The organism is Paenibacillus sp. S150, assembly GCF_019352175.1.
Classification (GTDB): domain Bacteria; phylum Bacillota; class Bacilli; order Paenibacillales; family Paenibacillaceae; genus Paenibacillus_AQ.
The window spans coordinates 52,499-67,889 of record NZ_JACBYI010000021.1 but is presented as its reverse complement, the minus strand read 5'-3'; the positions used below and the strand labels follow the sequence as shown (position 1 = coordinate 67,889).

The 15,391-nt window shown below is 51.8% G+C and carries 11 protein-coding genes and 1 pseudogene; 8 read left to right on the top strand and 4 right to left on the bottom strand.

All coding sequences use genetic code 11. The annotated features are described in order from the left end of the window. From HYD27_RS18680 to HYD27_RS18660, 5 genes and pseudogenes are all read left to right on the top strand, one after another. Positions 1-873, top strand: coding sequence for a carbohydrate ABC transporter permease (locus tag HYD27_RS18680; RefSeq protein ID WP_219217674.1), 873 nt, complete (start codon positions 1-3; stop codon positions 871-873). A gap of 67 nt (positions 874-940) precedes the next feature. Continuing rightward, positions 941-2,632: a type 2 periplasmic-binding domain-containing protein gene (locus tag HYD27_RS18675; protein ID WP_219217672.1), complete on the top strand. Its 1,692-nt coding sequence runs from the start codon at positions 941-943 to the stop codon at positions 2,630-2,632. Positions 2,633-2,756: 124 nt separating this feature from the next. Then, a complete protein-coding gene (locus HYD27_RS18670; RefSeq protein WP_219217671.1) occupies positions 2,757-4,997 on the top strand; it encodes a helix-turn-helix transcriptional regulator in 2,241 nt (746 codons plus the stop codon). Positions 4,998-5,222: 225 nt separating this feature from the next. Further along, complete coding sequence (locus tag HYD27_RS18665) at positions 5,223-5,675, top strand: MarR family winged helix-turn-helix transcriptional regulator (protein WP_219217670.1); 453 nt, start codon at positions 5,223-5,225, stop codon at positions 5,673-5,675. Then, positions 5,672-8,828: pseudogene (locus tag HYD27_RS18660) on the top strand (MMPL family transporter). Before HYD27_RS18665 ends, HYD27_RS18660 begins: the two are co-directional and overlap by 4 nt. 156 nt (positions 8,829-8,984) lie before the next feature. Here the strand turns inward: HYD27_RS18660 and HYD27_RS18655 are convergent. Beyond that, on the bottom strand, positions 8,985-9,656 hold the full coding sequence (locus tag HYD27_RS18655; protein ID WP_219217669.1) for a tetratricopeptide repeat protein: 672 nt from the start codon (positions 9,654-9,656) through the stop codon (positions 8,985-8,987). Positions 9,657-9,783: 127 nt separating this feature from the next. Here HYD27_RS18655 and HYD27_RS18650 point away from each other — a divergent pair, with 127 nt between their 5' ends. From HYD27_RS18650 to HYD27_RS18640, 3 genes are all read left to right on the top strand, one after another. Then, positions 9,784-10,014 carry a stalk domain-containing protein gene (locus tag HYD27_RS18650; RefSeq protein ID WP_219217667.1) on the top strand — a complete coding sequence of 77 codons (231 nt, stop codon included), beginning with the start codon at positions 9,784-9,786 and terminating at the stop codon, positions 10,012-10,014. A 62-nt stretch (positions 10,015-10,076) separates the two neighbouring features. Next, on the top strand, positions 10,077-11,075 hold the full coding sequence (locus tag HYD27_RS18645; RefSeq protein ID WP_219217665.1) for an aldo/keto reductase: 999 nt from the start codon (positions 10,077-10,079) through the stop codon (positions 11,073-11,075). 932 nt (positions 11,076-12,007) lie between these two features. Then, a complete protein-coding gene (locus HYD27_RS18640; RefSeq protein WP_219217663.1) occupies positions 12,008-12,166 on the top strand; it encodes a hypothetical protein in 159 nt (52 codons plus the stop codon). Between the two features lie 228 nt (positions 12,167-12,394). Here the strand turns inward: HYD27_RS18640 and HYD27_RS18635 are convergent, their stop codons facing one another. The 3 genes from HYD27_RS18635 to HYD27_RS18625 form a co-directional block, all read right to left on the bottom strand. Next, entirely contained in the window at positions 12,395-13,294 is a 900-nt protein-coding gene (locus HYD27_RS18635) for a manganese catalase family protein (RefSeq protein ID WP_219217662.1), read from the bottom strand. Between the two features lie 152 nt (positions 13,295-13,446). Continuing rightward, positions 13,447-13,659: a hypothetical protein gene (locus tag HYD27_RS18630; RefSeq protein ID WP_219217661.1), complete on the bottom strand. Its 213-nt coding sequence runs from the start codon at positions 13,657-13,659 to the stop codon at positions 13,447-13,449. A 1,145-nt stretch (positions 13,660-14,804) separates the two neighbouring features. After that, complete coding sequence (locus HYD27_RS18625; protein ID WP_219217660.1) at positions 14,805-15,233, bottom strand: hypothetical protein; 429 nt, start codon at positions 15,231-15,233, stop codon at positions 14,805-14,807. Between the last annotated feature and the right edge of the window lie 158 nt (positions 15,234-15,391).

Sequence of the window (15,391 nt, the reverse complement as noted above, 5' to 3'; positions counted from 1 at the left end):
ATGCGAAAATGGACCGTGTTTGGTGTTGTCAATGCTGGGCTGCTTATCCTGTTCTGCCTCTCCATCATTTATCCCTTTGTGTATCTGCTCGGCTTGTCGCTGTCTACTTCCGCCAGCCAATATGCATCCTCCAAAGCCTTTTCCCTCTGGCCCGACCAGATGACGCTGCAGGCGTACCGCCGTTTTCTCTCGATGAATTTTGTCTACACGGGCTACTCTGTTGCCGTGTTCCGCACAGTAGCGGGCACGTTCTGTTCTCTGCTTATTATGGGACTTGCCGCCTATCCGCTCTCCAAAAGCTATCTGCCCCACCGGAAGTTTTACACCACCTTTTTCATTATTACGCTGTTCTTCTCAGGGGGACTGATTCCCACATATCTGCTGATGAAAAACCTGCATTTGCTGGATAACATCTGGGTTCTGGTCGTGGGACCGCTGATCAACGCCTTTTATCTGCTCATTCTGCGCAATTTCTTCATGGCCCTGCCCGGGGAGCTGGAGGAATCGGCCAAAATAGACGGCGCCGGCGAGATGCGGACATTCTTCACCATCATCCTGCCGCTGTCGCTGCCTGCACTGGCCACGGTTGGACTGTGGACGGCGGTAGCCCACTGGAACTCCTGGTTCGATTCCCTGATCTATATCCAGTCTACGGACAAGCAGGTCATCAGCGTGCATATCCGCAGGCTGGTCATTGAACAGAGCGCTTCGATGAACGATATGATTATGGGCCGAAACGGCCAGAACCAGACGACGCCCGAATCCATGAGGGCCGCGGCGATCATTGTTACGCTGATTCCCATACTGTTTGTGTATCCCTTTATTCAGAAGTATTTTGTCAAAGGTGTCATGGTCGGTGCTGTTAAGGGCTGACGAACCCGTCAACGGGTTCTGCAACTATAATCCAGTCTGCCATATTCCATCAGAGGGAGGAAGTTCAATGAAAAGGTTAAGAGATTTGCGGGTTGCAGGGGTGTTGTCTCTCTCTATGCTGCTGTTTCTGTCGGCATGCGGAGGATCGGGCAACGGCGAGACGGCCGGTACGGCGGCTACAGCCAGTCCGGCGGCGGAGACGGGTGCGGAGGAAGAGGTATATACGTACCAGTGGATGAATTATAATTATCCTTTTGAAGACGGGTCCTACGGACAGAAGCTGATGGAAGACACCTTCGGCATCAAGGTGCAAATTATCCGCATGGACGAGGTTGAGCAGATCAATCTGAAAATCGCCACCGGGGAAATTCCTGATTTGATGGTGGTGACCGATCCTACAGTTATTACGGAGTACGCAAAGAGCGGAGCGCTGGCGGAAATCTCCGAGGATTTCATTAAGGAGCATGCTCCCGGCTATTATGAAATGCTGCTGAAGCAGGAGCCGAACGCGCTCACTTACGGGATGGTAGAAGGTAAAAATTACGCGATGCCGTCCACCAGCTCCAACGTTGCCCCTACCTCCATAGCCATTCGCGGAGACTGGCTGCAGAATGTCGGAGAGGCGGTTCCACAGACGCTTGAGGACCTGGAGCGGGTATTCGTGAAGTTCCGCGAGAATGATCCCGATCAGGACGGGCAAAAGGATACGTATGCGATGAGCATGCCAAGTGATTATCCGGCGATGTGGTTCCAGTCGATTTTCGGGGCGTTCGGCACCAATCCGTTCATCTGGAAGCAGGAGGAGGGCAAGATGCAGTACGGCTTCACGGCGGACGGCATGTCCGATGCGCTGAAGCTGCTTAATAAATGGTACGAGATGGAGCTTATCGATCCCGAATTTATTACCGACAAGCACCGTACCCAGGCGCAGGATGACATTTCCTATAAATTTGCCAGCGGCCGCATCGGTTATATGGATAATCTGACCTTTGACGATGAGCAGTGGGACAACGACGGACAGCTTAATGCCAAATGGGTGGCGAACAATCCCGAATGGCAGGAATACTTCGCCGATCCCGCGAACGCGCTGTCTTACACTCTGAAACCATTCACCGAGCTTACCGACTCCGGTCCGCAGCCGGTCTATGTCAATATTAAGCCTCCCGTAAACTCGGACGGGGTATCGGGTTCGTATCAGGACAACGCGGTGATCAAATACCTGCTGTTCGGCAAACAGCTGGAGGATCAGCCGGAGAAGCTGGCCAAGCTGCTGGAAGTGCTTGATACAACGCTGACAGACGAAGAACTGTACGTCGCCATTGAATACGGGCCAGAAGGCAAGGCATGGGAATATGATGAAGCCGGACAACGCGTCTGGGTAGAGGGCTGGACTGAATCGAGCGAATACCATCCGAAGGGCCAAATTATGGGCACTGGTCTGTACTTCGATCCGTTCTATTCAATGAACCCTGCGTTCTCGGCGGCTTTCGGCGGCGCACGTTCCGTTCAGCGCTATGAGCTCACGAAGCCGGTCATTGCCGATGCGCTGCCAGGCTACAGTAATGCGCTGAAAGCGCCGCTGCCTTCAGCCTCCCAATACTCGGAACTGGATACCATGCTGCAGGAGTATATAATGAAAGCAATACTGGGAGAAGTGGACGTTGACGGCACCTACGAAGCCATGGTCCAGAAATGGCTGGACAACGGCGGCAGCCAGCTGACCCGGGAAGCGGACGATTGGTATGCAAGCCTGAACTGACAAGAACTGAACTGGATAAGCCTGCGGCAACAGACGGAGACATTCGTCTGTTGCCTTGTTTTACAAATGTGCCCGGCTGCTGAATTCCATTACAGCCGGGCGGCAGAATAAAGGAGGCTTTGATATGCGTGCTTTTCTGCATTCCCGCTTTCTGAAGCGGTCTCTCTTCATTTATTCTCTTATACTTGTCATTATTATTGGTCTTGTCGGGTTCGTGTTAAATTCTTTTATCACCCGGACGGTGGAACGCGAGCTGTCCTCGCTGACCCTGAACCGGATGTCTTCCATTGACTCCATCCTGGCTAAAGGGATCCTGGAGCCGACCGAGAAGCTTGCAGGAGGAAATGTGCTTTCCGGCGAAATTAATACCCGCCAGCTCAGCGCCTATAAGCAGTGGGAGATTCATAAGGATCTGAAGCTGCAAATTCAGCAAATGGCTTATGTGGAATCAATTAATATCTATTATCCGGCCCGCGATTTACTTCTGTCCTCAGATGCGGTAACCTATAATGCTTCTGAATATTCGGACAACACCTTTCTGCAGTTCCTGAAGCAGCGGCAATACAAACCTTCTAAATGGCAGGAATGGACTGAAGTCTCTGACAGCGGAGAGGCATTGAATGTCAGTTACGTCCTGCCTTCCATCGCCCAGGCGGAGAATCTGCCCAAATTTATAGTATATGTGAATATCCGCGAATCCCAGCTGCTTAATCTCCTCTCCATTCAGACTGTCAAAGCGAGCGAACGGCTGCTGCTGTCCACGGCTTCCGGAGTGGTTGCCGCTGCCGGCGAGTATGCGGGTGCACCGGATATCGGGACCGGTGAGCTGCTGTCCATGCAGATGAACGGGGAGCGGGGACAGTGGATCATTAGAGATTTTGGCGATGGGGGCAGATTGATGGCGTTAACCTATCCGTCCTCCTACAACGGATGGTTCTATACGCTAATGCTGCCGTTAAGCGATTTCTTTCAAATTTCCCGCACCATCCAGCATAGCATTCTCATTGTTGCTGTCAGTGCGTTTGTGCTGGGCCTGCTGCTGTCTGCGGGATTTGCGCTGAACCAATACCGCCCGATCCGCAGGCTCGCCAAGGTGCTTTCCAGTTCCTCCGGCCTTGCCGCCAGGTCCAACGAATTCGCTTTTATCCAGGAAGGGATTGGCTGGCTGCACCGCACGATATCGGAAATGAGCTCACATGCCCGGGATAATGAACTGAATCGGCTGCTTCGGGGCGCCGCGGATGTTTCGGGACCGCTTGCTCTTGAACGGGATATGCCGTTTGAACGGTATATTGTAGTTGCCATCCGGAAGAAGGCCGGCGGGGCGGGGGACCGTGAACTCAGCGAAGAGTACATTGGACGGCACTGCGCGGCACTGGCCGATGAAGGAGAACGTTCGGTATACGTCACTGCCTACAGCAAAAATATCTGCATGCTCGTAATGAATGAGAGGGAAGAATCGCCGCTCTCCGAGGGAGCCCTCGCCGCTTGTCTGTCGGAACTCCGGGAGAAGACCGGAGCTTTGCTGGTCGGCGGAATTGGCCGGCCGGTCAGCAGTGCGGCTGATTTATACATGGCTGCCGAGAGTGCGCTCGCAACTCTCCAATACCATTTTGTCAACAAGGCGGGCGGGGAAATTGTGCTGCAGTCCGGGCAAGTGGAGAAGCTTGAGAACCTGCAGCTGCACAAAGAGCTTGGTAATCTGGCCGTATTGCTGGATTCGAACGATGCGGAAGGGTTGCGTTCGTTCTTCAAACAGCTTAAGGGGATGTTCGAAGAGCGAATGTACCGGATGGAGAGTGTGGAATATGCCCTCTATCAAATGGTTGCGGATATCAGCCGGAAGCGGGTGGGAACGAAGCGGAACCAAACCCATACCACACCGTATACAGAGAATTTTCCGGCCACTTTTTTCAATTTCCCTCATATTTCCGCGGCTTTGGACTGGCTGGAAAACTGCTGTATCCGGTTTGTTGCCATGGAGCAGGAGAGTGCCGGTGAGGAGAACGTGAATGCAACCATGAAACAGGTCAAGCGCTTCATTGACGAATTCTACGACGGTGAGATTTCTTTGGAGCTCTTGTCGGGAAAAATGTTCATGAGCGCCACTTATTTATCGCAGCTGTTCAAAAAAACCTTTGGAATCGGCGTCGCGGAATATTTGTCCCAACTGAGGCTCGAAAAGGCAAAGGAGCTGCTGGAAAATGACGATTTGAAGGTGGAGGAAATCGCCGCGGCGGTGGGTATGGCGAGCAGCACGTATTTTATTACCCGCTTCAAAAAGAAATACGGGATGACGCCGAATCAGTACCGCCAGCATTACAGAAGCCTCCATCTGCAAAGGGAGTTGAACGAGGGAACCTGATCTGATCGTGAAAAAAGAAATATATATGTCCCGCCGGGCGTCTCAAACAGCTGTAATACTGGCTGCCGAGACGTCTTTTTTTGTCAGGACGAAAATTCATCTGCTAAATAGCCTGCGGCTGTGTGGACAAAATGAAAAGTTTGACTTTTGAGTCGGCGCGCCATATAGTTTTACTGCGAAACTATTCTACAGACGAACTATTATTGCAGTGAGGAGGTTATAACCTTGAAGGAAGAGGCGAAGCATTGGATGAACCGCTATGTGGATGCGTACATGGCGGTGACCAGGCAGATCAATGCGCAGATCAGGGACAATATGGCAGAAGGCCTGACCAATGACCAATTTCTCATCCTGCGGCTGATCAACAGCCAGGACCTGTGTACTTCCACTTTTTTGGCAGAGGCAGTAGCTGTGGGGAAGAGCTCCATTACTGCGATTATCAGCAGGCTGGTAGAAGCCGGGTTTATTGACCGGACGCGGGACGAGAATGACCGCCGCCAAGTCTATTTGTCACTCACCGAGAAGGGCAGAAGCACTTATTATACAGCTGAGAAACAGGTGCAGGAGGTTATTTCTCCTTATTTTTCCCACTTTGCTAAGCAGGATATCGAGAACTTCATCACGATGTTTGAGAAGCTGGCATTTTTAATGCAGGAAAGAGGAGGTCAAAGCCATTGAAGACCATACTTAAAGCAAAATGGGCCATGATTGCCGTGTGGCTCGCCGCAGCGGCCGTCTTATTCATGACCGCTCCGGGGATGTCCGGTCTGGTGCGCGAAAAGGGGCAAATTTCCGTTCCGGACGGCTATACCTCTACCCGGGCTTCCGAAATAATGAAGGAGGCGGCCGCTTCCAATGGCGGGGAAACGCTGCATCAGGTGGCACTGGTGTTCAACAAGCCGGGCGGTCTGGCCGCCGAAGACACCGAGAGCATCAGGCAGGGAATCGAGAAGCTTGCCGCGCAGAAAGACACACTGAAGATAGACTCCATTACCGATCCTTTTTCACAGACGGAATTGAAGGACACCCTGATTGCGAAGGACGGCAAGACCATCATGGCGGCGTTGATGGTGAATGGCGGGGATGAAGCGGTCAAACAGCTGCCGGGCAAGGTGGAGGAACTGCTGGGCGGTGTCAGTGCCGATCATTATCTGACCAGTGAAGGGCTGATTACCGAAGATACGATTGTCAGCTCCGAAGCCGGACTGAAGAAATCGGAATACATTACCGTTATTTTTATTTTGCTGATTTTGTTCGTTGTGTTCCGTTCGTTCGTGGCGCCATTTGTACCGCTGCTGACAGTGGGGCTCAGCTATATTGTGTCACAATCCGTGGTGGCGTTCCTGGTGGACCGCTTCGACTTTCCTTTATCAACCTTTACGCAAATTTTCATGGTGGCCGTAATGTTCGGGATCGGGACGGATTACTGCATCCTGCTGATCAGCCGGTTCAAGGAGGAGCTGGCCTCCGCTGAGGATACCACAAGTGCCATTATCTCTACCTACCGCAAGGCGGGCGGCACCGTATTTTATTCCGGGCTTGCCGTATTTGTTGGCTTCCTGGCGATTGGATTGTCCAAATTTGTGCTCTACCGTTCGGCGGTGGCGGTGGCGGTTGGCATTGCTGTAATGCTGCTGGCGCTCGTAACCGTTGTTCCTTTCTTCATGGCGGTGCTGGGCAAAAAGCTGTTCTGGCCGTCAAGCAGCAAGCTTGAGCATAGCGAGAGCCGGGTTTGGGGCGCGGCGGGCTCCTTTTCCCTGAAAAGACCTTGGGCGGCGCTGCTGATTGCTGCGGTAATCGTAGTGCCGTTCCTGCTGACCTACAGCGGGAAGCTGTCCTTCAACAGCATGGATGAAATTGGCTCCAATTACGCCTCGGTGAAAGGCTTCAACATTATTTCCGAAAGCTTCGGTCCCGGTGAATCCATGCCCGGTCAGATTGTCATCAGGAATGATGACCGCATGGATACCCCGGAGTATATGGGCCTTGCGGAGAAAATCAGCCGTGAGCTGGAAAAGGTGGACGGTGTCAAATCGGTGCGCAGCATGTCGCGCCCGGCCGGGGAGCAGATCAATGACTTCCTGATTCCGACTCAGATGGCCGCGCTCACCGGCGGCCTCAGCCAAAGCAATGAAGGGCTGGCCAAGATACAATCGGGTCTTGAGGAAGCCAGCCGGCAGCTCAGTGACAATGAGCCGAAGCTGGATGAAGCCGTGTCGGGCAGCACAAAGCTGACAGAGGGCACTGCTGAGCTGAAAAAGGGCATTGATGCCCTGGGTGACGGGCTGTCGCGCATCGAGAACGGCATCAAGAGCGGCTCTTCCGGAGCCGGAGAGATCAAAGCCGGGCTCGCCCAAGCGGCGGCGAGCGCGGGGCAGCTCGCCGATGCCAATGCAGCGCTGCTGGAAGGCTACAAGAAAATTGGCGCAGGACTGGCCGCGCTGGATGGAGGCCTCGGTGAGCTGCAGACCCAGCTTCAAGGGGTAGCACGCACTGGGCGGTCTGGATGCTTCCTTCACCGGACTGGAAGCCTCTCATCCTGATCTGCTGCAGGAGGTGGACTACCAGGCGATCAAGGGCACAGTAGCGCAGAGTGCTGAGGGAGCAGCGCAGCTCGCCGGAGGGCTGGGCCAGATTTCCGGGCAGCTGCAAGGCGCGGCAGCGGGCCTTACAGAGGCCAATGCCGGCTATGCGAAAGCGGCAGCCGGGCAGGCCGCGCTGGCGCAGGGCCTCGACAAGCTGGTGGCCGGCATCGGCCAGCTGCAAGCCGGGCTGAACCAGGCGGCAGCGGGGCAAGGCCAGATTGTTGACCGGATTCCGTTCATTTCCGGCGGACTCGATGAGCTGCAGGGCGGACAGCAGCAGCTGGCAGACGGCTTCGGCCAGCTGACGGGTCAAATCGGCCAGCTGACCGATGGTCTAAGCGGCAGTGCGGACGGCCTGAAGCAGATTACGGGCGGACTCGCTTCCGCGCAGGATTATCTCATACAGATTCAGAATGCGAAGGATGATGAGCTGAGCGGATTCTTCGTGCCTGCGGAAGCGCTGGAAGAGGGCGGCATTCAGCAGATATTCGATAATTACCTGTCCGCTGACCGCAAGGTGATGACTCTGGATGTGGTGTTCGCTGCCAATCCGTACAGCGCGAAGGCGATTGACAGCATGGAGGATATCCAGGCGGCGGTAGACCGCGCCGTCAAAGGCACGAAGCTGGAGAACGCCGAATCGGCGATCAGCGGGGTGACCAGCACCTACAGCGATTTGCAGAAAATATCCAATGAAGACTACACGCGGACTGTTATCCTGATGCTGGGCGGTATTTTCATTATCCTGGTACTCCTGCTGCGTTCAGTGATTATGCCGCTGTATCTGATTGTTTCCCTGGTGATCACATACTTCACCGCGCTTGGGGTTACCGAGGCGATCTTCGTGCATTTGCTGGGTTATTCGGGGATTACCTGGACGACGCCGTTCTTCAGCTTTGTGATGCTGATTGCGCTTGGGGTGGACTACAGCATCTTTCTGATGGCCCGCTTCAACGAGAATAAAACCTGGGATGTGCGTGAAGCCATCCTGCACGCAATGCGCAATATGGGTACGGTAATCCTGTCTGCGGTTATCATTCTCGGCGGAACCTTTGCCTCGATGTATCCGTCAGGGGTGCTGTCGATGATGCAGATTGCTACCGTGGTGCTGTCCGGCCTGGCCCTTTACGCGCTGGTGTTCCTGCCTTTCTTCGTGCCGGTGATGGTGCGCATGTTCGGCCGGGCCAACTGGTGGCCGTTCAGCGGCTCCGCCTCGGCCGGCAAACCGAAAATGCTGGATATGTAGCAATATCGCATACTCTGGCCGGCAGCGGCAGCCTAAGGGCCTTTTGCAGCTATGCTGCTGCCGGTTGTAATTCAATCCAGTAAACCCAAGAACCTCCGGTGCACATTAACATGCAGACCGGAGGTTCTTGGGTTTTTAAGCTATGTAGCAGCGGCTCTAGCGCATCTTCGCAAAATAGCTGCGCAGCGCCCAGCCGCGTTCCTGGCGCTTCTTGTATTTGGGCAGCGAACGGTAAATGGCCGTCGATTCGGCAAAAGCGCGTTTGGCATCTTCGTCTCTGCCAAGGGCTTTGTACATGGAGCCGGCGAGATAATAAGCTTCACTGGAGGAGGACTGGATCTCCTGGAACTGGCCCACATAATGCAGGGCCTTATCGTGGTCAATGTTGCGGAAGGTTTCCGCGAGACGGAGATAAGGCTGTCCATACTGGGCCTTGCGGTTGATTTCCAGCCCTTGCAGCATTTGCGCTTCGCCTTCAGGCAGCAGACCCAGCTTGAGATTGGCATAGCCGAGCTCCACCCAATATTCGGCCGATTGCTCATAACGGTCGGCGATTTGCACAAGTAGCTCCTTGGCTTCACTGTACCGCTTGCGCTCAGTCAGCAGTCTTGCCAAATCGAATTTGGCCGACACATCGTTCGGATTCAATGAAATCGTAGTCCGCAGTCTGGAAATCTGCCGGCTCCGGCGGAACGGCTTGGTGAAGCTGGGAAGAATGCCGACATAGCGGCGGTCCAGGAAATACAGGATAACGAGCAGAATAATGAGCGCGAGAAAAGGGTTGCCGATCAGACGGAACAGCAGCAAGAAACCGAAAATTTTAAACATGAATTCCCTCCGTTATGATGGTGTTTCCGAACTTAATTCCTATATTGAACTGCAGAGCAGGGTAATTATACCATATCAGTCTATATTTCTGATTGTTATTTTTTGGGCAGCAGCAGCACAACTTTTTTTGAAGCCGGTCAGATTGGTCGTTACCGGCAAGAAAGTCGGAGTGGGCAGCCGCCGATCTATGAATGGGAAGGTTATGCTTCCGGTCGGGGCGGTTGCCGAAAGTCTGGGCTATATGACTCTATGGGATGGGGGCACGAAGCTCACCAGAAACGGCAAATCGCTGTTGATTCAGGGGCGTTTAATGCGGCTTGTCCCGGGAGCCGGAAACCCGCCTGCAGCGCTAAATTGACAGTCATCCGGTTAAGATTTAAGCTGGGAATACCTACTAAATTTCTGAGAGAAGGATGAGTCATGGAATCAGGCTCGGCAAAGGCCAGTTTACGCCCCTTGGGGCAATCCTCGTTAGCCGTATCGCCGCTTGGACTTGGCTGCTGGCAATTCAGCAGGGGGAAAGGCATTGTAGGAAGGTATTGGAGCAATCTGGAGGATGCGGATATTCTGGAAATCGTCCGGGTGAGTCTGGAAGGAGGCATGAATTGGGTCGACACTGCGGAGATTTATGGCGGCGGCAAGTCGGAGAAAGCGGTGGCCTATGTGCTGGACCAGTTGAAAAGGGAGGGCAGTCCGCATGCCAAGCCTCTGATTGCCACCAAGTGGTGGCCGCTGTTCCGCACGGCAGGCTCGATCACGTCCACGATCGATGAGCGCATCCGCTGTTTGGGCGGAAGGGATATTGATTTGTACCAGATTCATCAGCCCTTTTCCCTGTCTTCGATTGCCAGTGAGATGAAGGCGATGGCCGGACTGGTGAAAGCGGGCAAGATCCGCAATGTCGGAGTCAGCAATTACTCGGCGAAGCAGATGAAGGAAGCGCACCGGCTGCTCCGGCAATATGATCTGAATCTCGTCTCCAACCAAGTGAAGTACAATCTGCTGGACCGGAGAATTGACCGGAACGGAACGATGGAGGCGGCCAAAGAGCTGGGCATCTCAATCATTGCCTACTCCCCGCTCCAGCAGGGAATCCTGACCGGACGTTTCCACAAGGACCCGTCGCAGATCCGGGTGGTTTCCCGGTTCCGGAGAATGCAATCGGGGCTGGATGAGAAGGCTTTGGCCCGCAGCAAGCCTTTAATTGGCAGCTTGACCGTGCTTGCGGATAAATATGGGGTTACACCCGGACAGATTGCGCTTAATTGGCTGATACATTTCAACGGGGAGACGGTGGTCGCTATCCCCGGGGCCTCCAAGGCCCGTCATGCCAGGGAGAACATCGGAGCCATGGGCTTCCGGCTGGTGAACAATGAGCTGGAGCAGCTGAATGAAGCCTCCTGGTCAGCGTTGAAATGAAGCAAGGGTTATAAAATGTACATGACATAGCCTCCAATCCGCTTACGGGTTTGGGGGTTATTTTTATATTTCTTAAAACCCAAAAGCCATGAAATGGCTGCTTGGGCCAGCCTTGTTTTTACGTAGGATATACGTAGGCTTTTGGAGTGGACGCTCCGCGACCGGACCGTTGTCTGGGTCGCTGTGCTCTCCGGATTTTTTTCATTCCCCTTAGCGGTGAAAATCCGGAGACCCGGGCGGCCGCGGCCGCTGTTCCGCGGGTCCGTCCGCTCCGCTGTTTAAGCGGGAGGCGGTTCTGTAATCTTTAAAAAACACAATAAAGAAACTTAATGTATATGAATTGACCGGCGAACCTGAACAAGCCGATGGAACGCAAGGAGAAGATTCATAGGGAACGGAAGCGAAGTGGAAAAAGTAACACTAATGGGCCGGAATCCTGGCTTTAACGGGTTTTAGTGGGATTTTGTACACTTAATGGAGGCCCACTCCCTCCATACGGCTGATTTCATCCGAATTAGTTGTACTTTTTCCCACTAGGGATGATCCAGTATCCAAATATGTTGGATTAGTTATACTTTTTCCCACTAAAATGGCTGCCCTTTTTATTAATGGTTCAAGTTCATCTTAATGTAGGCGTATTCCTCTGCAAGGGGGCGAAACGGATCGATTAGGGAGCCTTTTTTCCGCTAACACTTGCGAAAAAGCGGCTGGGGGAATATGAAGAGACCTTTTCCACTTGGCTTCCCGCCTGGCTTCATCAGCCGGCCTTACACCTGAAATGAAAACAGCTGCGCTGCCCGGTTAAGGACGGCGCAGCCGTTTTCATTTTGTGCAAAAAACTGTTTAGGATTGGAAAGACCGGGGTATATAAGGGATAAGAAGGTGCGCAGACGCGCAAATTTGGTGAAAACTACGGAAAGGTGTTGACTTACATGAGTATGACAGTACATAATCTTATGGCTTTCAATCATCAATATTTCAGACCTCAGGCCGTGGCCGATCCGAAGCCGCAAAGATCAGACGATAAATCGCAGAGCTTTCAGGATATTCTCAATGAGAAGCTGAAGGCACAGAGCGGGATGAAGAAATAACCGCAGCAGTCAAACGGAGCTTACAACGTTGCCAAAGACAGAAGCCGGACAAACGACCCTCGGGTCGGCTTGTCCGGCTTTTTTGTGTACATATAATTTATATGCTTTGCACATTAAATGATCCTTCTATTTCTCGCTGAAACGCCCCGTCCCTTATAAGGACGGCGTAACCGTTTCTGCTTGACAGAGTGTATTCCGCAGAAAAAAGATGCTGCGGAGTATGCACCGTTAATGAACGCCTGCGGCCTGCTGCAGGCGGGCGGCGATGGCGAGGAAATCTTCCTCTGAAATCCCCGGGGCGAATTCTTCCGGAACCTCCGGCGACTCGGCAATCGGGAAGCCCTTCGGAGAACCCTCGATGACCTCAAGCGGCTGCCCGTCCTCGGGATGCAGCCCTTTCCAGATCTGCTTGATGGCGGTGAAATCACCGTCGCTGTTTGTGTAGAGCTTCGTATGAACCCCTTTGGATTCATATTTGCGGGTTTCGTTGAAGGCTTTATTGCTGAGGGACGGGATCGGGATCAGCTTGCCGACATCCACACCGGTTGCCACCTCAAGTGCCTTGGCATAGGCCACGACATGGACGCCTCCGCGCACCAGCAAATAACCGACCACTTCACGGGCTGCGGGATGATCAGTCATTTCATACACCTTCATTTTATGGGCCCGGGCTCCGCATTCCAGGAAGAAGTTATGCAGCAGGTCCAGAATCAGGTTGCCGCTGTTGAAGACATTTTCACCGGTCCAGGGACGGCCCAAGGAATCAAAGGGCATGGCCCCCTGGGCACCGCCAAGGGCGAAGAATGCATTGCGTGCATTTTTGAACGGCTCAAGCGGGGTCTGATCCGGCTCTTTATAGGAAGTGGACCCGCACAGGCATTTGTTCACGGCATGGGACACCAGTTCCACATGGCCCAGCTCCTCGGCGGTGATGCTCATCACCAAATCATAAAAGGGCTTGAGCTTTTTTTTGCTGCGGAAATTAAAGGATTGGAACAGGTAGTTGTTCAGTGTGGACATTTCGCCGAATTTTCCGCCCAGCAGCTCCTGAACTGCAGCCGCCGCATTCGGATCGGGACGTTCCACCTCGGGAATCTCAATGGCAATTTCGTCAAATCGCTTGAACATTGAAGCACCTGCCTCACTATAGATTTATAGTTGGCCTGTCGGCCATTCTCCGCTCTATAGTGTCTCTTTAGCAGGCAAACTATACACTTTGCTGTGATTACAATTTTATCATTTCATCATGCCTGCGGCGGCCGCGCCGGTTCCTTCACCGGCTAAGGCCTAACCTCGTAAAACTGGCAGCTGCTGCGGGAATAATAGGTTAAGTCGCTGACCCGGGACTGGATGACAACATCCGAATCGGTGAACCGGACTATGGTGGCCGCGGAATTCACCAGATGATCATCCTGAAAGACCCGGACCGGCAGTTTCCGGTCAATGGCTTCCTGCAGGTCGCTGTCGGTCAGCAATGGGCGGTTGATGGGCATAAAGATGTGCTCCTTTTGCAAATTATAATAATTCAGGTGTTCCGGGACTTGGTTGGGCAAAGGCTGGAAATAAAAATAGTATACCTGTGTGAAGCGGATAAATCCAGATGGCACTGGTCTGTATATTTGACGCTTGCACTGTAAACGCAAATAATTCCCTATATATGAATATAGATCTAGCGGAAGCACCGTACCCTGCAAATATTGGCGGGGTATTTCTTTGTGCTCAGGAAAGTTTTCCACGACGTTATGTACACTATGCTTTAAACAAAATATACTCACTTTATACTATAAAAAGAAGGTGATGATGATTAAACAGTTTCTTTTTGTAAAGAAATCGACAGTGATTTTTACCGCCCTATTTTTGCTCTTATTCTCAATTGCTCCATGGTCATTGATCACCAATGCTGACTTTAGTTTATACACCTCCATAATGATTGTTGTTTTCTGGATGATAATCATAGCCGGTGTCTTTTATTTGCTTGTATGCGACCGCAGAATCATTATTTCTTCTGATGGCGTGGTTTATCGTTCGCTTTCGCGAACACACCAGCTGAGATGGGAGGAAATCAAAGAGATAGGTGTAATCCGCTATGCACCCACCTCCGTCACCGGTACAGCATCATTTTTATGCGTATCGCCAAGAACGGGTATATCCGGGAAGAGGATTCAAAGATTCTCCGAGGATTGCATTTATATTAGATTCAGAAGCTCAGTCAGTGAATTAATGGAGAAATATTGGGGACAACCCATTAAGAAGAGCTGAATTTATACAAAGCAAAATGCAACCATTTTTTAAAGTGGTAAAAAAAATTTTTGATTATGTCCGAATTGGAAATAATACGCTTGATCCATGTAATCTAAGTTATCCAGTTTGCTCATCCTTTTCAAATCTGCCAAAATAATTTTCACCACTGATTGGAGTACGCAGATTGCTAAAAGGTGACTGATTTGGAATTACAGCAGTTTTTTGTTGAAGGAAAAGAAACTAAATAGTTAAAATCCCTGCCGGCCGTAATGGTCTGCAGGGATTTTTGTTTTGGATAATGAAATATACCTCCGCAAGCTATAAGGATTTTAGTGTGTTCATGTAACCAAGCAATTTTTCCCCTTATAGAACTTAGAACTGTTAACTAAGATGCAATTTAATCGGAGTACACACTACCGTTAAAACATTCAGGTCCAGTTCTTACGACCCCAAGTAAATTAACGGAAGCAAACATGGTGTAGGTCAGTTGCGGTGTGACTGGAGGCAGGTAATCAGCCGCATTTACTGACAAAACTTGAGGGCCTACAATAGCCAGATCTAAGCTTTCGCTGGTGGAAAAGACTACTGGATCTGTAGGTAAGGTTCCCCTCACAATCGTAAGAGTTACAATCGTAGTAACAGGTAGAACTGGAAGCTGGAAGGCTGCTGTGCCGTAGAGTTGAACACGAACGTTCGTTGTTGCACCCAGTGTGATTAATCCGATCTGGCCAATCAGTTGCGGCGTATTCACCGCTAAGATTGGAGTAGCAATGGAATTAACAAAGCTTGCGTTTTGTGAAGATCTGGCATCCAAGGTAATTGTCATTGTCTTTAACCTCCCTTCCTGTTGATATACTTTACTATATTCAAAAGATAGAGAAATGCAGTAGACAACTACACTCAAATAATTATTTACAAATATTTCCACGTTTTTGCTGAGGGAAGTATCCTTATCAATATCGCTCACCTCCAAATATATTGATA

Bases quoted from the DNA above. Each gene is read 5' to 3' on its own strand.
- HYD27_RS18635 (WP_219217662.1), bottom strand. From the start codon at position 13,294: ATGTTCAAGCGATTTGACGAAATTGCCATTGAGATTCCCGAGGTGGAA.
- HYD27_RS18630 (WP_219217661.1), bottom strand. From the start codon at position 13,659: ATGCCCATCAACCGCCCATTGCTGACCGACAGCGACCTGCAGGAAGCC.
- HYD27_RS18625 (WP_219217660.1), bottom strand. From the start codon at position 15,233: ATGACAATTACCTTGGATGCCAGATCTTCACAAAACGCAAGCTTTGTT.
- HYD27_RS18645 (WP_219217665.1), top strand. From the start codon at position 10,077: ATGGAATCAGGCTCGGCAAAGGCCAGTTTACGCCCCTTGGGGCAATCC.
- HYD27_RS18640 (WP_219217663.1), top strand. From the start codon at position 12,008: ATGAGTATGACAGTACATAATCTTATGGCTTTCAATCATCAATATTTC.
- HYD27_RS18670 (WP_219217671.1), top strand. From the start codon at position 2,757: ATGCGTGCTTTTCTGCATTCCCGCTTTCTGAAGCGGTCTCTCTTCATT.
- HYD27_RS18655 (WP_219217669.1), bottom strand. From the start codon at position 9,656: ATGTTTAAAATTTTCGGTTTCTTGCTGCTGTTCCGTCTGATCGGCAAC.
- HYD27_RS18680 (WP_219217674.1), top strand. From the start codon at position 1: ATGCGAAAATGGACCGTGTTTGGTGTTGTCAATGCTGGGCTGCTTATC.
- HYD27_RS18675 (WP_219217672.1), top strand. From the start codon at position 941: ATGAAAAGGTTAAGAGATTTGCGGGTTGCAGGGGTGTTGTCTCTCTCT.